This is a genomic window from Pseudomonas fjordensis (assembly GCF_976987115.1).
On record NZ_OZ336860.1, the window covers coordinates 5,002,573 to 5,021,150 of the forward strand.

Genomic DNA, 18,578 nt, shown 5'->3' on the forward strand with positions numbered 1-18,578 from the left:
TTTTTCGCACAAAACAAAAGTGACCGACCAGTCTGCGACAGATGGTCGGCGACTCGGGTCACCTGAGCTCAGAAAGTTTATTGCTTGAATTCGAAATCCAGCGCAGCGCCTTCAACATCACGGCGCTCTTCGTTACGCAGTTGCAGCTTCATCTCATTGCTGAGCAAGCGGCCGTTGATCTGGAACGCGCTGTTGTCGGTGGGTTTTTCGCCAAACATTGGCGGCAACAAGGGCACGCTCTTGGGCTTGGGCATGGTGCCGATAGGCTGCAAGTGCCTGACCATGTCCGAAGGCAGGGACAGATCCAACTGTGCCGGTGACAGTTTGGTCTGGGCGACTTCACGGGCCGACTTGGACTTGCTCGCCACGGGTGCACGCTTTTTGGTCGAGGCGGCTTTCTTTTGTGCCGCGGGGGCTTTTTTCGCAGGCGCTGGCTGCTTGGCTGAGGTCTTCTGCTCGGCACTCATAGCAGGCTTGCCATCAGCCACCGGCGCTGCAGCCAGCACGCTGCCGGCATTGCACAGGCTCAGCAGACCAAGCATCAACGTAACGCGAAAAATAGAAGTCATATCGCCAACAGCATTAACGGCAGAAGGCCATATGCTCGCTTGTTGTGCGCGGCATGACAAGGGCACAGATCAGTCTTGTCCCCTTTGCATACCTCAAAAACCCGCTGCGGCCTCTTGGCATAGCTGGCTGGCAAGCATTCCCAGGGTCATCAACGCCCGCTCTGCCTCGCGGTTCCACGGCGTGCCGCAATTGAGGCGAATACAGTGGTTGAACTGTTCGGTATTACTGAAGATCAGCCCTGGCGCAATGCTGATGCCTTGTTGCAGGGCACGCACATGCAGTTCCTGGGTATTGACCCGCCCCGGCAAACTGACCCACAGGATAAAGCCGCCGGTCGGGCGGGTCATCTGGGTGCCTTCGGGAAAATACTGCTGCACCGCCAATTGGAAGGCGCTGAGGTTCTTGCGGTATTCCTGGCGGATGTAGCGCAAATGACGGTCGTAGCCACCGTTTTCCAGATAGGCCGCGACGCCCATTTGCGTGACGCTGCAAGCAGAATGGGTGCTGAACATCTGCAGGCGCTGGATTTCCTGCTGGTATTTGCCGGCAATCATCCAGCCAATGCGCACGCCCGGCGACAAGGTCTTGGAAAAGCTTGAGCAATAGATCACCCGGTCAAGGCGGTCGTAGGCCTTCAGGGCTTTGGTGCGGCCAAGTTCGAACATCAACTCGCCGTAAATATCATCCTCGACGATCTGGATATCGAAGTCCGACGCCAGGCGTAGCAACTGTTTCTGCCGCTCCTCCGGCATGGTGCCGCCCAGCGGGTTACTCAGGCGCGTGGTCAGCACCAGCGCTTTGATCGACCATTGGTTGGCGGCCAGTTGCAAAGCCTCCAGGCTCATGCCCGTGGCCGGGTCGCTGGGGATCTCGATCACCTTGAGGCCCAGCAGGTCAGCCAATTGCAGCAAGCCGTAATAGGTGGGTGATTCAGCCGCGATCAGGTCGCCAGGGCGCGTCAGCACGCGCAGCGACATCTGCAATGCATCGACACAGCCGTGGGTAATCACCACTTCGGAAGGGTCCACGACCACCCCGGCATCGCGCATGCGGATCGCCACCTGGCGGCGCAGGGGTTCAAAGCCAGGGCTGAACATGTAGCTGAACGCCCGTGGGCTCTGGAAACGCGTGACCTTGGCCAATTGCTGATGCAATGCCCGCACCGGCAGGTAGTCGACACTCGGCACCGCCGCACCCAAGGGAAACACCCCTTCACGGCGCGACTCGACCAGCACCTGCTGGATGATGCTGCTACGGGTGACCAACCCTGGGCGCTCGACCCGTGCGATATCGGGCGTAGGCGCCGTGAGTGCTGGCGTCTGGTGCACGTAATAGCCCGACTGCGGCCGCGCCCGGATCAGCCCCTGGTCTTCCAGGTTGGCGTAGGCCTGCAGCACCGTGGCATGGCTCACATTGAGCTGGGAGCTCATTTTGCGCACCGACGGCACGCGCTCCCCCGGTTGGTAGACACCGCGCCGGATGTCCTCAGCCAGTTGCTGGGCAATACGTTGGTAAAGCAACAGATTGGTCATGACGCAGCACTCGATTTCACGGGTATTTTATTTTTGTGTGAAACATACCGGCACAGTTTAGAAGTGTACGGGGACAGTTGCCACAATAGTCGAGCGCGGGCGGGAGTGACAGTAAAAACTGTAAGGGTGTAGGCCTAATAAAATCTTGCAGGGGACTGCCCCGTGTAGGAGCGAGCTTGCTCGCGAAAAACTCACGGGCGCCGCGTTCACTCAGAAAGCACGCGTTATCGTTGACGTTTTTCGCGAGCAAGCTCGCTCCTACAGAGGCGACGGCTGTCAGCGGGAGGCGCCCAATTCAGAGGCGATGGCTGTTAGCGGGCGGCGCCCAATTGGCCCTTCTCGTCAGAGAATACAATTTCCACGCGGCGGTTCTGCGCACGACCACGCTCGGAGGCATTGGCTTCCACCGGGTATTGATCGCCATAACCTTCGACTTCGATGCGCTTGTCATCGATACCCAGGTCCATCAACAGATCGGCCACCGATTGAGCGCGGTCGCGGGACAGTTTCAGGTTTTCCTGCTCGCCACCAGTGTTGTCGGTGTAGCCCTCGACGCGCACCCGACGCTTGGGGTTCAGTTGCAGGAATTGCACGATCTTGAGCACTGTGCGGTTGGCCGAGTTCTGCAGCTCAGCTTCGCCAGTGTCGAACAGTACGTCCCCCAGGGTCATCACCAGGCCACGATCGGTCTGGGTGGTGAGGCTGGCGATCTGCGCTTCAACCCACTTGCCCTGCTGTTGCACGCTGGCCAGCTTGTTTTCGCGCAAGGCCAGTTGCAGACGCTGACGCTCCAGTTCCAGTTGGGTACCGCGTTCGGCATTCAGGCCCTGCTGGGTGTGTTCTCGGGCGATGGCGCTGTAACGCTGGCTCAGGTAGGCGTAATGCACCACGTCGGCGCTGCTGCCCCAGTAGCTGGACAGGCGATCGGCGCGTGCCAGTGACTCGCCGGCGCGGATCACGTCCTTGGGCGCAAAGCGCAGCACGTTGGCGTCTTCCTTGACCTTCTGAAAGTCATCGCCGGCCTGCTGCAACGCCTGCTCGCTGGTGGGTTGGCTGGCACAACCGCCCAAGGCCACGCTGCCCAACAGCAGTACACAGCTCAAACTACGGATCATCGGGCTCATTGTGCCTCTCCCAACTGCAGCTGCTTACGCAGGCGAGTGATACGGGTATTGAGCACGTTCAATTGTTCCTGGCTCTTGCCGGTCAGCACTTTGGCTTCGGCCAGGCGTGCGTCCAGCTCCGCCTGCTCGGCGCGCATACGCGCACGCTTGTAGGATTGGTCGGCCATATTGCCCTTGGCCCGGGCGAATTTTTCTTCGGCCAGTTTCAGTTCGGGGGATTCATCGGTGTTGGCCCCGACCGCGGTGGCTTGTTCCAAGGCTTGCTGGGTCAGGCGCATTTGTTCGATCGGCGCAGGATCGGTTGCACATCCCGCCAGCGCGACAACGGCGAGGGCCGTGAAAAGAGCTCGAAAAATCACTGTAAATCCCTACTTTGTTGGGGTGCCGACAGGTTGTTGCAGTTGCGCTTTCCAACGCTCCAGATTGCGCTGCAGCGCGGCTTGCGCGACACCGGAGGCGGACAATTCTGTCATCTTTTTCGTCAGCTGTCCGCGCAGCCACGGATCATTGCAGGCCGAGTTGTGGGAAATCGCCAGGTACAGGCCGGGCTGATCGACAGGCACCGCATGGGCCACGAGGTCATTACTCATGCCCAGCGTCTGGGCCATGGCCATGCCGGAATAGCGCCCAGCCAGCACGTAGTCCACCTCACCCAACAGCAGTTTCTGGAAGGCCGGCGTCAAGTTGGGCAGGCGTTGCAGGTTGAGCTGCTGGCCAGCGAAGGTCTCGAATTCGGCGCTCAAGCGCGCACGTTCCGAGACTGCGCCTTTGTGGCCGTGCAGATCGGCGACGGTGGAATAGACCAGGGCGGAATCCTTGCGCGTCCACACCAGGTAGTCGGTCTGCATCAGCGCCGGATGGATGTAGTCGAAGTTATCCAGCTCGCCCAGGTTCAGCGGTGCGTCGGCGAGGATGTCCATGCGCCCGCTACGCGCTTCCTCCAGGGCCAGGGAGCGCTTGCCGCCGTAGAGCAGGTCGACTTTCAGCCCGAGGTCCTTGCCCACTTGTTGCAGCACGTCAGCGGTGGCACCGATCAGGTGCGTGGGGTCTTGGGGGTCGCGCCAGAGTAACGGCGGTGCGTCCGGGCTGCCGGTGATCACCAGGCGCTCGCATTTGCCGGCGGCGAGCGTCAGGCTCGGCAGCAGCGTAAGGCCCAGCAGTACAGTCCAGGGGCGCAGCGCCATGGCATGTTCCTTCCTAAAGTGCTCGCGAAAAACGTCAACGATAACGCGTGCTTTCTGAATAAATGCGGCGCCTGTGGGGTTTTCGCGAGCGAGCTCGCGAAAACCCCACAGGGAATAAAAAAGCCCGGTCATAAGACCGGGCTCTTTATAAGTGAAGCAGCTGGATTAGACCAGCTTCTCCAACTCCGGTACGGCTTCGAACAAGTCCGCTACCAGGCCGTAATCGGCTACCTGGAAGATCGGCGCTTCTTCGTCCTTGTTGATCGCTACGATCACTTTGGAGTCTTTCATACCGGCCAAGTGCTGGATCGCGCCGGAGATACCGACGGCGATGTACAGCTGTGGCGCCACGATCTTGCCGGTCTGGCCGACCTGCATGTCGTTGGGTACGAAACCTGCGTCAACGGCTGCGCGGGAAGCGCCGACCGCAGCGCCCAGCTTGTCGGCCAGGGCGTACAGGTGCTTGAAGTTGTCACCGTTTTGCATGCCACGACCGCCAGAGACGACGATCTTGGCAGCGGTCAGTTCAGGACGGTCCGACTTGGCCAGCTCTTCGCCGACAAAGCTGGAAGTGCCAGCATCGTGGGCAGCGGAGACGGCTTCAACGGCAGCCGAGCCACCTTCGGCGGCAACCGGGTCGAAACCGGTGGCGCGCACGGTGATGACCTTGACCGCAGCATTGGACTGTACGGTCGCGATGGCGTTACCGGCGTAGATGGGGCGCTTGAAAGTATCGGCGCTTTCTACCGAGATGATCTCGGAGATCTGGTCAACGTCCAGCTGCGCGGCAACGCGTGGCAGGATGTTTTTGCCGTTGGAGGTGGCGGCAGCCAGGATGTGGCTGTAGCTCTTGCCCAACTCTGCGACCAGTGGTGCAACGTTTTCCGGCAGCTGATGCGCGTAAGCGGCATTGTCAGCGTTCAGGACTTTGCTCACGCCCGCAATTTTCGCAGCGGCTTCAACCACGGCGCCAGCGCCCTGCCCTGCTACCAGGACGTGGATGTCGCCACCGATTTTAGCGGCGGCGGCCACGGTGTTGAGGGTGGCCGGGGCCAGCACCTTGTTATCGTGTTCGGCGATTACGAGGATAGTCATGATCAGATCACCTTCGCTTCGTTTTTCAGTTTCTCGACCAGTTCAGCCACCGACTTGACCTTGATGCCCGCGCTGCGCGCAGCCGGCGCTTCGACTTTGACGGTCTTGTTGGTAGAGGCGGTGGAAACGCCCAAAGCATCCGGAGTCAGCGTCTCCAGGGGCTTCTTCTTGGCTTTCATGATGTTTGGCAGGGACGCATAGCGCGGCTCGTTCAAACGCAGGTCGGTGGTGACGATGGCCGGCAGTTTCAGGGAAACCGTCTGCGCGCCGCCGTCGATTTCACGGGTGACCGCAACGCTGTCGCCGCTCACTTCGACTTTCGAAGCGAAGGTGCCCTGGCCGTAACCGGTCAGTGCAGCCAGCATCTGGCCAGTCTGGTTGTTGTCGCTGTCGATGGCTTGTTTGCCAAGGATCACCAGTTGTGGCTGTTCCTTGTCGACAACGGCCTTGAGCAGCTTGGCCACGGCCAGGGAGGTCAACTCTTCAGCAGACTCCACCAGAATGGCGCGGTCGGCGCCCAGGGCCAGAGCGGTACGCAACTGCTCTTGGGCAGTGGTCGGGCCGATGGACACCACGACGATTTCCGTCGCCACGCCTTTCTCTTTCAGGCGTACGGCTTCTTCCACAGCGATTTCGCAGAAAGGGTTCATCGACATCTTGACGTTAGCAAGGTCGACGCCGGAATTGTCCGCCTTGACGCGAACTTTCACGTTGTAATCGACAACGCGTTTGACAGCTACAAGAACCTTCATGGATTCCTCGTTACTCTCCGGTGAAAAGAAAGTCGCCTAGGCGAACCTGGCGGTTGATGCTCATCGGCACACAAGGGCACCTCCAAAGACCTCGGCAGTGGCCTTGCACACGGGAAATGACGACCGTTCGTCAGTGGTGACTGAGAGGTCATTCTTTATCGCGGCGTGTAAACTGCGCCCCAACGTTTGGGTGCGCATCACCTTTATTGCCTTCGGCCTGTCTTTGGACGTGCTCTTGAAACCTGCAGTCTGCCTACGGGAAGCGCAAAACCGACCGTATCTTGACCGGAACGCCTATTCTGGTCAATACGGCAAAATGGTCAGTCATAAGCCCCGTTGCTTTGATTTATCTAGGCTGCAGGCAATTCAAACAAACGTTTGTATTGGACGCTGTCAGTGGTCTATATATAATGCGCCACCTAGAGAGACAGGTGGGTGCTGCCTTCGCGCAGAACCACACCGAACCTCCACCCATTAGAAAAAAAAGCCTGTTGAGCCTTGAGTAGGAGATAGCCTGTGGAACGCGAATACATGGAATTCGACGTGGTCATCGTCGGCGCTGGCCCGGCGGGCCTGTCTGCCGCCTGCCGACTGAAGCAGAAGGCCGCCGAAGCCGGTAAGGAAATCAGCGTCTGCGTGGTCGAGAAAGGCTCCGAAGTCGGCGCCCACATCCTCTCCGGTGCCGTGTTTGAACCACGTGCCCTGAATGAACTGTTCCCGGACTGGAAAGCACTCGGCGCCCCGCTCAACACACCGGTGGTGCGCGACGACATCTATGTGTTGCGCAGCCCGATAGCCTGCACCAAGGTGCCCGACTTCTTTGTGCCCAAGACCATGCACAACGAGGGCAACTACATCATTTCCCTGGGCAACCTGTGCCGCTGGCTGGCCCAGCAGGCCGAGAACCTGGGCGTGGAAATCTACCCAGGCTTCGCCGCCCAGGAAGCGCTGTTCGACGAGAACGGCGTGGTGCGTGGCATCATCACTGGCGACCTCGGCGTTGACCGTGAAGGCAAGCCAAAAGACGGCCTGTACACCCCGGGCATGGAGCTGCGTGGCAAGTACACGCTGTTCGCCGAAGGTTGCCGCGGCCACATCGGCAAGCAACTGATCCAGCGCTTCAACCTGGACAGCGACGCCGACGCCCAGCACTACGGCATCGGCCTGAAGGAAATCTGGGAAATCGACCCAGCCAAGCACCAGCCGGGCCTGGTGGTGCACACCGCCGGTTGGCCGCTGGACATCATGGGTAACGAGAACACCGGTGGCTCATTCCTCTATCACCTGGAAAACAACCAGGTGGTGGTCGGCCTGATCGTCGATCTGTCCTACAGCAACACCTTCCTGTCGCCGTTCGATGAATTCCAGCGCCTCAAGCATCACCCGGTGCTGGCCCAGTACCTGGAAGGCGGCAAGCGCATCAGCTACGGCGCCCGTGCGATCTGCAAAGGTGGCCTGAACTCGCTGCCGAAGATGGTCTTCAAGGGCGGCGCGCTGATCGGTTGCGACCTGGGCACCCTGAACTTCGCCAAGATCAAGGGCAGCCACACCGCGATGAAGTCCGGCATGCTCGCCGCCGACGCCGTGGCCGACCGCCTGTTCGCCGAATCCGAAGGCGGCGACGAACTGACCACCTATGTCGACAGCTTCAAAGCCAGCTGGCTGTACGAAGAACTGTTCGCCAGCCGTAATTTCGGCCCGGCCGTGCACAAGTTCGGCGCAATCATCGGCGGCGGTTTCAACTGGCTCGACCAGAACATTTTCGGCGGCAAGATCCCTTTCACCCTGCACGACACCAAGCCGGACTACGCCTGCCTGAAGCTGGCCAAAGACAGCCAGAAGATCGACTACCCCAAACCCGACGGCAAGTTGAGCTTCGACAAGCTGAGCTCGGTGTTCATCTCCGGTACCAACCACGAAGAAGAGCAGCCGTGCCACTTGAAGCTCAAGGACCCAAGCATCCCGATCGGCACCAACCTGCCGCTCTACGATGAACCGGCGCAGCGCTACTGCCCGGCTGGCGTGTACGAAGTGGTGACCAAGGAAGACGGCGAGAAGCGCTTCCAGATCAACGCCCAGAACTGCGTGCACTGCAAGACCTGTGACATCAAGGACCCTTCGCAGAACATCACCTGGGTAACGCCGGAAGGTGCGGGCGGGCCGACTTACCCGAATATGTAAGTCGTTCGCTTAACCAAAAAGGCTCCCGAGACGGGGGCCTTTTTTGTGGGCAATATCGATCAAAATGTGGGAGCTGGCTTGCCTGCGATGGCCATAGGTATCTACACAATTGTGTAGTTCGCCGCAGCCACCGGTAACCACGATGCGAAGCGAGCCGCTCTTGATCTTGATCTGCTTTTGATCTTAGGCGCCCCGTCAAACCACGCTGGCCGGAATTCGACAGGGATTTGGGGGGTAAACCGGCAGGGATGCCGGTTTAGCCGCCCCGCGCCATGGATGGCGCGTGGCGGCGGCCCCCCAAATCACTGGCGGATTACGGGCACACCGAGCCTAGGCGAGGTGCCGAGTGGTGGGGCAAGAGCCCTTTGGTTACTTTGGGCTGGGCCGGCATTCCGGCTCTTTTCCAAAGTGACCCGCCGTCAGGCGGAACCCTAAGCGGCCGTTACCGCAGCAATGAATATGCACACAATCCAACTGTGTTGACTGACAGGCCGCCTTCGCGAGCAAGCCCGCTCCCACAAGTTGGATCGTTGGGGTGTCAGGTAGATAGGGGGCGGCTGGCAGGCCGTCATCGCAGGCAAGCCAGCTCCCACAATGACCGCGTGGAGTCAGGCGGCCCGCTCTTCGCCTGGGTTGCGCAGGAAGTAGCGTTTGTACTCCCGACTGAACTGCGACGTACTCTGGTATCCCACCTTGTGCGCCGCCTGCGCCACGCTCATGCCCTCCACCAGCAGCAACTGTTGGGCCTTCAATAACCGCAAGCGCTTGAGGTACTGCACCGGTGACAACAAGGTGCAGCGTTTGAAATGCTCATGAAAGGTCGAGGCACTCATGTGCGCAAATCCGGCCAAGGTCTCGATATTCAGCGGCTCGGCGTAATGGGCATGCAGGTGATTCAATGAGGTGGCGATGCGCGAAAACTGCCCCTGTTGTTCCACCAGCGCACGCAACACATCCGCCTGAGGCCCACGCAAGGCGGTGAACAACAATTCGCGCACCCGCGCAGGCCCCATGATCCGGCTTTCCAGCGGATCGTGCAGGCACTGCAACAACCGCTCGACGCAGCCGCGCATCGCATCGTCCAGCACCACCGAACTCATCGACTCCAAGGTCTGCGCGGTCGGCGGCGGCCCGGCCTGCATGCCCATGGCAATCACCAACTCGCCCAACACCACGCGGTCGATGCCTACCGTGACGCCATACAGGGGCGCCTCGGGGGCCATGGCAAAGGTCTCGCATTCGAACGGCACCGGCATGGCCTGGATCAGGTAATGCCCGGCGCCATACTCCAGTGTGCGCGGGCCAAGGTAGGCGACTTTGCTGCCTTGGGCCACGAACATCAGGCTTGGCTCATAGATCTGCGGCCCACGCGCCACATCGCAACTGGCGCGCAGCACCTGCACGCCGGGCAGGTGAGTCGGGGAAAAACCGTCGCGGGGCGTGAGCCCTTCGATCAAGGCAACCAGCGTGGCATTGGCGTCCAAATGGCGGGTCAACAGCATGGCAAAAAACTTCGCGAATGAGGGATGACAGCATCATCGCAGGTCTGGCGGCCAATATATCCAAACCTCAGGCACTGCCGGACGAATAGGCATGAGACTCGGAGCAATTGCCATGTTCGCACCAGGGGTCGGCGCGCAGAATTTGCCGCCTCTGCAGTCCAAGCTTTTGTGAGGTTTACTATGTACACCGCCATCGGTTACGCCGCCCAGTCGGCCACCACGCCCCTCGCCCCGATGTCATTTGAACGCCGCAGCCCGCGCGTCGATGACGTGGCCATCGAGATTCTCTACTGCGGCGTGTGCCACTCCGACATCCACCAGGCGCGCAACGAATGGGGCATCGCCGTGTACCCGCTGATGCCAGGCCACGAAATTGTTGGCAAAGTCACCGCCGTCGGCGCCAACGTCACCGCGCATAAAGTCGGCGACTTGGTGGGCGTAGGCTGCATGGTGGACTCGTGCCGCCACTGTGAAGCCTGCCAATCGGACCTTGAGCAGTATTGCCTCGAAGGCCCGACCATGACCTACGCCACGCCAGACCGCGTGGATGGCAGCAACACCATGGGCGGCTACTCCGACAGCATCGTGGTCAGTGAGCACTTTGTGGTGAAGATCCCGGCCAAGCTCGACCTGGCCAGCGCTGCGCCGATCCTGTGCGCAGGCATCACCACCTACTCGCCCCTCAAGCACTACGGCGTGAAGGCCGGCGATAAAGTCGGGATCCTCGGCATGGGCGGCCTGGGCCACATGGGCATCAAGTTCGCCAAGGCCATGGGCGCCGAAGTCACGCTGTTCACCCGCTCGGCCAGCAAGGCTGAGGAAGGCCGTCGCCAGGGCGCCGACCATGTGATCGTGTCCACTGATGCCGAGCAGATGAAAGCTGCTGCCGGGCACTTCGACTTCCTGCTGGACACCATCCCGGTGCAGCACGACCTGAACCCCTACCTCGATGTGCTGCGCTTTGACGGCGTGCATATCCTGGTCGGCCTGATCGAGCCGGTGGACCCGCCCGTCAACGCCGCCAAGCTGGTGCTGGGCCGTAAAGTGTTGGCCGGTTCGCTGATCGGCGGCATTGCCGAAACCCAGGAAGTCCTGGATTTCTGTGCCGAGCATGGCATTACCTGCGACATCGAGATGCTCGACATTCGCCAGATCAACGAGGCTTATACGCGCATGATCGCCGGTGACGTTAAGTACCGCTTTGTCATCGACATGGCGAGCCTCAAAGCCTGATCAGGCCTTGGCGCCCAACTCCGCTGACAGCCGGGCTGCGACCTGTTTGATCACAGGGATCAGCTCGGCCATTTTCTCCAGCGGCATGTAGGGCACCGTACTGGCGATGCTGATGCCGGCGACAATGCGCCCGCTGGCATCGCGCACCGGTGCCGCCACGCAGCGGATCGAAGGCTCGTTGTCTTCAAGGTCAAACGCGTAGCCACCCTCGACATACTCATGCATGCGCTGTTCGAACTGCGCCCAGGATTGCTCCGGGTGCTGCGGCCATTGCAGGCTCTTGCCCGCCGCCGGCAAGCTCGCCTCGTACAAGCGCTGCCACTCCTGCGGCGAATCATCCAGCATCAACGCCTTGCCGATACCGGTGCGCGCCAGCGGCATACGATGGCCGACCCGCGAGCGCATTTCCGGGCCGTTGCGGCCGGGGTTCTTGTGCAGGTAAAGCACCTCGTCGTATTCACGAATCGCCAGGTGAATGGTGTCGCCGGTCAACGCCGACAACTCGTCCAGGTACGGCACTGCCAGGTTCACCAAAGGCAACTCTTCACGGGCCTGGAACCCCAACTCGATCAGCTTGGGGCCCAGCAGGTAACCGACCTGGGGCACCACGCGCAGGTAACGCTCGTCCACCAGGCAACTGGCCAGGCGGTGCGTGGTGCTGCGCGTGGTGCCGATGCGCCGGGCGATCTCCTTGAGATCCCGCGCACCAGCCGCCACCGCTTGCACCACGCCCAGGCCGCGCAACAGGGTCTGGGTGCCGGTGGGGGCGGCGTCTTTGACGGGGGTGTGGGCGTTTTCCTGCATATCGGGCCTATAAGTATGAAAGCGGGGGCATTATGGCAAATACCGCCCTCCTGAACACAGGAGATCCAATGTGGGAGCTGGCTTGCCTGCGATGGCGGTGGGTCAGTTAAAGATAGGTTGGCTGACACACCGCTATCGCAGGCAAGCCAGCTCCCACAGTTTGATGTTCATAGGGCGAACATTAGCGTTGCTTCATGCGATCGATGATGACGGCCAGCAAGAGGATCGAGCCACGAATCACATATTGGTAAAAGGTATCGATGTTCTTCAGGTTCATCGCGTTCTCGATGATCGCCAGAATCAACACCCCAGCGATCACGTGGCGGATCATGCCGATGCCGCCGCTTAACGACACCCCGCCCAGCACGCACGCCGAAATCACCGTCAGCTCGAACCCCTGGCCAATCATCGGCTGGCCCGAGGTCATGCGTGACGCGAGGATCACCCCGGCCAATGCGCCGATCAAACCGTGCACGGCAAAGATGATGATCTTGGTGCGATCAACATTCACCCCCGCGAGCAACGCGGCTTCCTGGTTGCCACCAATGGCCATGGTGTTGCGCCCGTAGGTGGTGTAATTGAGCAGCCAGCCAAAGAACACAAAGCACAGCACGGTGATGATGATCGGCACCGGCACGCCCAGCAGTAGGCCGTTGCCGAATACGAAGAACCCTTCATTCATCACCCCCACCGCCTTGCCGTTGGAGAAGATGTAGGCCAGGCCGCGCACGATCTGCATGGTCGCCAGGGTGGCAATCAACGCGTTGATGCGCAGCTTGGCAATCACGATGCCGTTGATCAGCCCGACCACCAGGCCCATGGCCAAGGCCGCCGACACGCCGAGTAGCACGCTGTCGGTGTCACGCATCACAATGCCCGCCACCACCCCGGCACAGGCGATCACCGAACCCACCGACAAGTCGAAGTGCCCCGACGCCAGGCAGAACAGCATGGTGCACGCGGCGATGCCCACGGTGGAAATCGCCAGGCCCAGACCGCGCATGTTCAGCGGCGACAGGAAGTTGTCGATGAACACCGCGCTGAGCACAAAGATGCCCAGCGCCGCCAACAGCATCACCCAGTCATCGAGAAATTTGCGCTGATTGAAACCCGGCCAGAAGCCCTTTGCAGTTTTTACCTCAGACATAGCCAAACCCTCTTGTTCTTGTTCAAGCCCGCGACTGTGGCAGCGCCTGTTGCAGCAGGCGCGCTTCATCCGCTTGGGCGCGGGGCAACTCACCGGTCAAGGCGCCTTCACTCATCACCAGGATACGGTCAGAGATGCCCATCACCTCCATCAGGTCGCTGGACACCACAATCACCGCGATGCCGCTGGCCGCCAGGTTATGGATGATCTGGTAGATCTCCGACTTGGCGCCGATATCGATACCGCGAGTAGGTTCGTCGAGCAGCAACACCTTCATGGGCATCGACAACCAGCGGCCAAGGATGGCTTTCTGCTGGTTGCCGCCGGACAGGTAGAGGATTTTCTGCTCGGCGTTCGGCGTCTTGACCTTCATGGCCTGGATCTGCCGCTCGGCGTTGCCCTTCTCCCAGCCGTCGCGCAGCAGCCAGCCGAACGAGGCGTGGGCGCTACGGGCGCTGATGTTGATATTTTCCGCCACGCTGGACAGCGGGATGATGCCTTCCTTCTTGCGGTCTTCCGGGCACAGCAGCACGCCAGCGGCGATGGCGTCGCGGGGTGAGCGCAACTGCAACGGCTCACCACAGAGTTCCAGGCTGCCGGCACTGGCGCGCTCTAAACCACTGAGCAGGCGAAACAGCTCGGTACGCCCCGCGCCTACCAGCCCGAACAGGCCCAGGATCTCGCCCTTGCGCACCTGGAAACTGATGGGTTCACGCAGGCCCGGACCGAGCAAGCCGTCCACCTTGAGCGCCACTTCGCCCTGTTCGCGCGGGCGGTAATCGTAGATATCCTGGATATCGCGACCGACCATGCAGGTCACCAGTTGATCGTGGGTCAGCGTGCTCATGTCCTCGAACGTGCGCACATAGCGACCGTCCTTGAACACCGTCACCGCATCGCAAATACGGAACACCTCTTCCATACGGTGCGACACATAGAGCACCACTTTGCCCTCGTCGCGCAGGCGCGCGATGATCGCCATCAAGCGGTCGATTTCCCGCGCCGATAAACTGCTGGTGGGTTCATCAAAGGCAATCACGTTGGCGCCACGAGACAGCGCCTTGGCGATTTCCACCAGCTGACGCTGGCCCAGGGACAGGCGCCCCAGTTTCTCGTCGGGGTCGATTTCATCGGCCAGGCCCTTGAGGCAGGCCAGGGCCTGCTTGCGCAGCAGGCCCCGGTTGACCACGCCAAAGCGCGTGGGCAAATGCCCGAGGAACAGGTTCTCGGCCACGCTCATTTCCGGCACCAGGTGCAGCTCTTGGTGAATCACCGCCACACCGCTGGCGATGCTATCGGCGGCGCATTTGAAGGCCATGGTTTGCGCGCCGATCTGTACCGTACCGCTGGACGGAATGTAGGCGCCGCCGAGGATCTTCAGCAGGGTCGACTTGCCGGCGCCGTTCTCGCCCATCAGCGCGTGCACCGAGTGCGGCCGCGCTTCAAAGCTGATCTGCGCCAGGGCTTTCACACCGGGAAACTCCTTGCCGATGCCATTGAAACGCAGAGCCGCGCCGCTCATTTCCACAGGCCGATCTTGGTCAGTTCTTCCTGGAAATTGGCGCGGGTGATCAAGGTCACTTCGTCCATGGCGGTGTATTTGGCCGGCTCCTTGCCGGTGGTGACCCACTCGTACATCGCCAGCGCGGTGTTATAGCCCTCGATATGCGGGCTGGGCAGCATGGAGCCGAAGAAGCCACTGTCGGCTTTCTTCAATTCGCCGATGGCGTCAGTGCCATTGATGCCGATGCCGATCACGTGGGCGGCCTTGAAGCCGGCGCTCTCAGTGGCGCGCACGCCGCCGAGCACGGTGTTGTCGTTCATGCCGCCGATGATCAGGTTCTTCGCCCCGCTCGGCAGCTTGACCAAGGCCGAGTTGGTGGCGTCCATACTGCCGGGCACGTCGAGGGTTTTCAGCGCAGCGGTGAGGATGTGATCCTTGGGAATACCGGCCTCCTCCAGGGATTTGATCGAGCCGTCAGTGCGCTTCTTGCCGGTGTCGAGTTCGTTGAAGGTGTTGATCACGGCGTAGGTGTCCTTCCAGTCCCAACCGCGTTTTTTCGCTTCGGCGGCCATGGCGGCGCCCTGCTTCTGGCCGACTTCAAATGCGGCCATGCCCAGGTACGGCACGTCTTCCATGAAGTTGCCCTTGGCATCGACAAAGCGATCATCCACGGCCATTACTTTCAAATCGTTGACCTTGGCCTTGGCAACGATGGCCGGGCCCAGGGACACGTCTGGCGGGCAGATCACAAAGCCTTTCGCGCCGTTGGCAGCCAGGCTGTCGATGGCCGACAAGGTCTTTTCGCCATCGGGCACGGCGATCTTGATCACGGTGAAACCATGCTCCTTGCCGGCTTTCTCCGCGAATGCCCACTCCGTTTGAAACCAGGGTTCCTCGGCCTGTTTGACCAGGAAACCAATCTTCACTTCTTCAGCCGATACCCAGCCGCTGAACGCCATCGCCAGTGCCACGGCACCGAGTGTTTGCTTGAACATGGACCACCTCCTTCTTGTTATTGAAAAACGCTTTAGTCGTGGTACATCACAGACCGCCCGCCATCGATCGTCAGGCAAGTGGCATTGATAAAAGGCGCCTCATCGGTCGCCAGGAACAGAGCCGTCATGGCCACTTCGATGGGCTGGCCAATGCGTTTGGGCGGGTGCAGGTCGAACGCGCGCTGGCGTTCGGCGTGGGGGTCTGGGAAACCGTTCCAGTAATCGACGTTGAGCTGGGTTTCGATATAGCCGGGGGCGATGGCATTCACGCGGATGCCTTTGGGCGCGTACTCGATGCCCAGGGCACGGGTGAGGCCGAGCAGGCCGTGCTTGGCGACAGGGTAAGGAAAACAACCGGGAATGATGTGGCTGGAATGGGTGGACGCGATATTGATGATGTTGCCGATGCCCTGCTCGATCATGTGCGGCAACACCGAACGGCAGCCGTACCAGGCGCCGTCGAGGTCGATGGCGAAACAGCGGCGCCAGTCCTCGTCGCTCATTTGCAGCGGGTCACGGAACACATTGACGCCGGCACAGTTGACCAGCACATCCACGCGGCCAAAGCGCTCGATGGCCAGGTTGACCAGTGCCTGCCATTGATCCTTGGAAGTGATATCAACCGGTTGGGCGTAAATCTGCGCGCCGCGTTCGCGCCAATGAGCGGCGACTTTCTCGACTTTTTCGCCCTGGATATCGGCAATGATCAACCGCGCCTGCTGGGCCTGGAAACAGGCAACGATGGCTTCGCCAATGCCTTGGGCGGCGCCGGTGATGATCACCACCTTGTTCTTCAGCCGCTCGCCGTAAGTGGGCTCGGGCACGGCGGGTAGGGACAACGGTTGTGCCTGCATCGCTTCACCTTTTTATTTTTAGTAGTGAGTGCTGATGCTGGCGACTATAAACCCATCGCCTGAAATATCTCAATATATAAATTATCATCCCATATAATGGACAAAGCTTAAAAAAATGTGGGAGCGGGCTTGCTCGCGAATGCGGTGTGTCAGTTAAAGCATGTGCTGACTGACACACCGCATTCGCGAGCAAGCCCGCACACATTCGATCTTTGGTGCCTATAGAAATGCGGCTTCAGCCCAGGGCGAAGTCGCGCAGGGCATCGCCTTCCATGCGATAGCGCACCCACTCTTCCTGAGGCTGGGCGCCGATGGATTTGTAGAAGGCAATCGCGGGCTCGTTCCAGTCCAGCACGCTCCATTCAAAGCGCCCGCAACCGTTGTCGCAGGCGATCTTGGCCAGGTGACGCAGCAACTTCTTGCCCGCCCCGCCGCCGCGTTGCTCCGGGTTGATGTACAGGTCTTCCAGGTACAGGCAGTTACTGCCCAGCCAGGTCGAGTAGCTGAAAAAGAACACCGCAAAGCCAATCGGCAAGCCGTCGCGCAAGCAGATCAGGCCATGGGCCGTGGCGCCTTCGCTGAACAGGCTGCGTTCGATATCCACCACGCTGGCGATCACTTCATGCCGGGCTTTCTCGTACTCGGCCAGTTCAGTGATAAAGGTCAGGATCTGCGCAGCATCGCTGGGCACGGCGGGGCGAATCTCGATGGTCATGGGCGAGCCTTGGGCAAATTCAAAGGCCACATACTAAGACGGTTTGATTGCCGTTTGCAGTGCAATTGATGCCACGAGCGCGTTTCACTCCGGTGCGGGGTGATGCAAGCATCGGCAACCACAGAACAAAGCCTGCGCACGCCCATGGTAAACAATGGGCCTAAATCCAACGATCAGAGACCTGCACATGCACGCCACGCCACCCGTGGGCACGAAGACATTCGCGCTGTTCTGCCTCGCCAGCTTCCTGTTGTCGCTGTCTTACGGCTCGACCTTTTTGTTGTCACTGCTGATCCATGCCCGTGGCGGTAATGAACACGACGCGGGCAGTGTCATTGCCACGGCGATGCTCAGCACTTTTGTGGCGGTGGTGTTTTCCGGGCACTTGGCTGATGCGCTGGGCGCAGCGCGAGCAATTGCGAGCACCGGCCTATTGTTGGTGGTGGCCTGCCTGGGGTTTGCCCTGACGCCGGGGTTTGGCCAGGGCTTGATGCTGTTTGGATTGTCCCTTGGCTTGGGCTGGGGCGTGTTCTATACCCTGGGCCCAATCATCGTGACGCTGCTAGTGGAACCGCGCCAGCGGGCCAAATATTTCGCCTTGCTCTCGGGCAGTATGTTGAGCGGCATAGGTTCCGGCCCTTTGCTGGGACGCGCCGCCACTGCGCTGGACCTGCCCCTGACCACCGCGTTCTATATCGCCGGGCTCGCCAGCCTCGCCGGGGTGGTGATGTTCTGGCGCATGGGCTCCCGGTTGAGACAGCACGCTAATGTACCGACCTCCAGGATTTCCTGGCGTGCAAGCCGCCGCGTACTGTCTTCCAAGGCGGCGTTCGCCATCCTGATGGTCGGCCTGGGTGGCTGCGTATTCGGGGGGCTGTCTTCGTTCCAGACCAGTTATGCCGTGGCTCATAAGCTCGACTATTCACTGTTCTTCGCGGGCTTCCTGACAGCAGCAATCACCAGCCGCTTGCTGATCGCAGGCTTCGTGGTCAAGCGCGATGCGTACCAGGCTGCCTGTGTGTTATCGGGGGTGATGTTCGGCGCGATCGCGCTGTTCGCGTTTGGTGTCAGCGGTAACCTCAGTTATGTGCTCGCCGCCGCCACGCTAGGGATCGGGTATGGCCTGACGTATTCAGTGATCAACGGCCTGGTGGCCAACGAAGCGCCCAGCGGCACCACTTCCCAGGCGTTGTTGTTGTTCAGCCTGGCGTACTTTATCGGCGTCTTCGGGTTTCCCTGGCTCGCAGGCAAGATCATCGTCGACTTCGGCCTTGCGACAATGATGCTGAGCGTACTGGTGATCGCGGCCCTCAACTGGGCGATCACAGTGGCACGCTTGATAGCGCGCCGAGTATCGGCACACAAAGTGATACAGGTGAGCTGATA

General features: G+C 60.5%; 17 protein-coding genes. 3 read left to right on the forward strand and 14 right to left on the reverse strand.

What is annotated here, in order from left to right:
- Positions 1 to 77 precede the first annotated feature (77 nt).
- From ACWHXD_RS22780 to ACWHXD_RS22810, 7 genes are all read right to left on the reverse strand, one after another.
- Entirely contained in the window at positions 78 to 569 is a 492-nt protein-coding gene (locus tag ACWHXD_RS22780) for a translation initiation factor 2 (RefSeq protein ID WP_138762381.1), read from the reverse strand.
- 93 nt (positions 570 to 662) lie between these two features.
- Positions 663 to 2,102 (reverse strand): aminotransferase-like domain-containing protein, encoded by a 1,440-nt coding sequence (locus ACWHXD_RS22785; RefSeq protein WP_003193472.1) that lies wholly within the window; start codon positions 2,100 to 2,102, stop codon positions 663 to 665.
- A 311-nt stretch (positions 2,103 to 2,413) separates the two neighbouring features.
- A complete protein-coding gene (locus tag ACWHXD_RS22790) occupies positions 2,414 to 3,226 on the reverse strand; it encodes an OmpA family protein (RefSeq protein WP_138762382.1) in 813 nt (270 codons plus the stop codon).
- Positions 3,223 to 3,585 (reverse strand): DUF4398 domain-containing protein, encoded by a 363-nt coding sequence (locus ACWHXD_RS22795; protein WP_138762383.1) that lies wholly within the window; start codon positions 3,583 to 3,585, stop codon positions 3,223 to 3,225. The genes ACWHXD_RS22790 and ACWHXD_RS22795 overlap by 4 nt, the downstream gene beginning before the upstream one ends.
- A 9-nt stretch (positions 3,586 to 3,594) precedes the next feature.
- A complete protein-coding gene (locus ACWHXD_RS22800; RefSeq protein ID WP_138762384.1) occupies positions 3,595 to 4,410 on the reverse strand; it encodes a substrate-binding periplasmic protein in 816 nt (271 codons plus the stop codon).
- Between the two features lie 165 nt (positions 4,411 to 4,575).
- Positions 4,576 to 5,505, reverse strand: a complete 930-nt coding sequence (locus tag ACWHXD_RS22805) for an electron transfer flavoprotein subunit alpha/FixB family protein (protein ID WP_032895698.1) — start codon at positions 5,503 to 5,505, stop codon at positions 4,576 to 4,578.
- Between the two features lie 2 nt (positions 5,506 to 5,507).
- Positions 5,508 to 6,257 (reverse strand): electron transfer flavoprotein subunit beta/FixA family protein, encoded by a 750-nt coding sequence (locus tag ACWHXD_RS22810; protein ID WP_014719538.1) that lies wholly within the window; start codon positions 6,255 to 6,257, stop codon positions 5,508 to 5,510.
- A 516-nt stretch (positions 6,258 to 6,773) separates the two neighbouring features.
- Between ACWHXD_RS22810 and ACWHXD_RS22815 the strand changes: the two genes are divergently transcribed.
- Positions 6,774 to 8,438 carry an electron transfer flavoprotein-ubiquinone oxidoreductase gene (locus ACWHXD_RS22815; RefSeq protein ID WP_138762385.1) on the forward strand — a complete coding sequence of 555 codons (1,665 nt, stop codon included), beginning with the start codon at positions 6,774 to 6,776 and terminating at the stop codon, positions 8,436 to 8,438.
- Positions 8,439 to 9,046: 608 nt separating this feature from the next.
- Here ACWHXD_RS22815 and ACWHXD_RS22820 read toward each other — a convergent pair.
- Positions 9,047 to 9,940, reverse strand: coding sequence for an AraC family transcriptional regulator (locus ACWHXD_RS22820; protein WP_003193483.1), 894 nt, complete (start codon positions 9,938 to 9,940; stop codon positions 9,047 to 9,049).
- A 180-nt stretch (positions 9,941 to 10,120) separates the two neighbouring features.
- Here ACWHXD_RS22820 and ACWHXD_RS22825 point away from each other — a divergent pair, with 180 nt between their 5' ends.
- Positions 10,121 to 11,173, forward strand: coding sequence for an NAD(P)-dependent alcohol dehydrogenase (locus ACWHXD_RS22825; protein WP_032895697.1), 1,053 nt, complete (start codon positions 10,121 to 10,123; stop codon positions 11,171 to 11,173).
- Here the strand turns inward: ACWHXD_RS22825 and ACWHXD_RS22830 are convergent, their stop codons facing one another.
- The 6 genes from ACWHXD_RS22830 to ACWHXD_RS22855 all read right to left on the reverse strand — a co-directional run bounded on the left by ACWHXD_RS22830 (position 11,174) and on the right by ACWHXD_RS22855 (position 17,192).
- Positions 11,174 to 11,977, reverse strand: coding sequence for an IclR family transcriptional regulator (locus ACWHXD_RS22830; protein ID WP_032895696.1), 804 nt, complete (start codon positions 11,975 to 11,977; stop codon positions 11,174 to 11,176). It abuts the gene before it with no gap.
- Between the two features lie 181 nt (positions 11,978 to 12,158).
- Positions 12,159 to 13,124, reverse strand: a complete 966-nt coding sequence (araH, locus tag ACWHXD_RS22835; RefSeq protein WP_138762386.1) for an L-arabinose ABC transporter permease AraH — start codon at positions 13,122 to 13,124, stop codon at positions 12,159 to 12,161.
- 22 nt (positions 13,125 to 13,146) lie between these two features.
- Positions 13,147 to 14,646, reverse strand: coding sequence for an L-arabinose ABC transporter ATP-binding protein AraG (gene araG / locus ACWHXD_RS22840; protein ID WP_138762387.1), 1,500 nt, complete (start codon positions 14,644 to 14,646; stop codon positions 13,147 to 13,149).
- Entirely contained in the window at positions 14,643 to 15,623 is a 981-nt protein-coding gene (locus ACWHXD_RS22845; RefSeq protein WP_138762388.1) for a substrate-binding domain-containing protein, read from the reverse strand. The genes araG and ACWHXD_RS22845 overlap by 4 nt, the downstream gene beginning before the upstream one ends.
- A 32-nt stretch (positions 15,624 to 15,655) precedes the next feature.
- Positions 15,656 to 16,477, reverse strand: a complete 822-nt coding sequence (locus ACWHXD_RS22850) for an SDR family oxidoreductase (protein ID WP_138762389.1) — start codon at positions 16,475 to 16,477, stop codon at positions 15,656 to 15,658.
- Between the two features lie 235 nt (positions 16,478 to 16,712).
- Complete coding sequence (locus ACWHXD_RS22855) at positions 16,713 to 17,192, reverse strand: GNAT family N-acetyltransferase (protein WP_003193496.1); 480 nt, start codon at positions 17,190 to 17,192, stop codon at positions 16,713 to 16,715.
- Positions 17,193 to 17,379: 187 nt separating this feature from the next.
- On the opposite strand from ACWHXD_RS22855, the gene ACWHXD_RS22860 reads away from it, so the two are divergent.
- Positions 17,380 to 18,576 (forward strand): MFS transporter, encoded by a 1,197-nt coding sequence (locus tag ACWHXD_RS22860; RefSeq protein ID WP_098950631.1) that lies wholly within the window; start codon positions 17,380 to 17,382, stop codon positions 18,574 to 18,576.
- The last annotated feature ends 2 nt before the right edge of the window (positions 18,577 to 18,578 follow it).

Excerpts from the sequence above, each read along its gene's own strand:
- ACWHXD_RS22845 (WP_138762388.1), bottom strand. The coding sequence starts at position 15,623 with ATGTTCAAGCAAACACTCGGTGCCGTGGCACTGGCGATGGCGTTCAGC.
- ACWHXD_RS22800 (WP_138762384.1), bottom strand. The coding sequence starts at position 4,410 with ATGGCGCTGCGCCCCTGGACTGTACTGCTGGGCCTTACGCTGCTGCCG.
- ACWHXD_RS22780 (WP_138762381.1), bottom strand. The coding sequence starts at position 569 with ATGACTTCTATTTTTCGCGTTACGTTGATGCTTGGTCTGCTGAGCCTG.
- ACWHXD_RS22820 (WP_003193483.1), bottom strand. The coding sequence starts at position 9,940 with ATGCTGTTGACCCGCCATTTGGACGCCAATGCCACGCTGGTTGCCTTG.
- ACWHXD_RS22805 (WP_032895698.1), bottom strand. The coding sequence starts at position 5,505 with ATGACTATCCTCGTAATCGCCGAACACGATAACAAGGTGCTGGCCCCG.
- ACWHXD_RS22860 (WP_098950631.1), top strand. The coding sequence starts at position 17,380 with ATGCACGCCACGCCACCCGTGGGCACGAAGACATTCGCGCTGTTCTGC.
- ACWHXD_RS22855 (WP_003193496.1), bottom strand. The coding sequence starts at position 17,192 with ATGACCATCGAGATTCGCCCCGCCGTGCCCAGCGATGCTGCGCAGATC.
- ACWHXD_RS22810 (WP_014719538.1), bottom strand. The coding sequence starts at position 6,257 with ATGAAGGTTCTTGTAGCTGTCAAACGCGTTGTCGATTACAACGTGAAA.
- ACWHXD_RS22790 (WP_138762382.1), bottom strand. The coding sequence starts at position 3,226 with ATGAGCCCGATGATCCGTAGTTTGAGCTGTGTACTGCTGTTGGGCAGC.
- ACWHXD_RS22785 (WP_003193472.1), bottom strand. The coding sequence starts at position 2,102 with ATGACCAATCTGTTGCTTTACCAACGTATTGCCCAGCAACTGGCTGAG.
- ACWHXD_RS22825 (WP_032895697.1), top strand. The coding sequence starts at position 10,121 with ATGTACACCGCCATCGGTTACGCCGCCCAGTCGGCCACCACGCCCCTC.
- ACWHXD_RS22830 (WP_032895696.1), bottom strand. The coding sequence starts at position 11,977 with ATGCAGGAAAACGCCCACACCCCCGTCAAAGACGCCGCCCCCACCGGC.
- ACWHXD_RS22850 (WP_138762389.1), bottom strand. The coding sequence starts at position 16,477 with ATGCAGGCACAACCGTTGTCCCTACCCGCCGTGCCCGAGCCCACTTAC.
- araG (WP_138762387.1), bottom strand. The coding sequence starts at position 14,646 with ATGAGCGGCGCGGCTCTGCGTTTCAATGGCATCGGCAAGGAGTTTCCC.
- araH (WP_138762386.1), bottom strand. The coding sequence starts at position 13,124 with ATGTCTGAGGTAAAAACTGCAAAGGGCTTCTGGCCGGGTTTCAATCAG.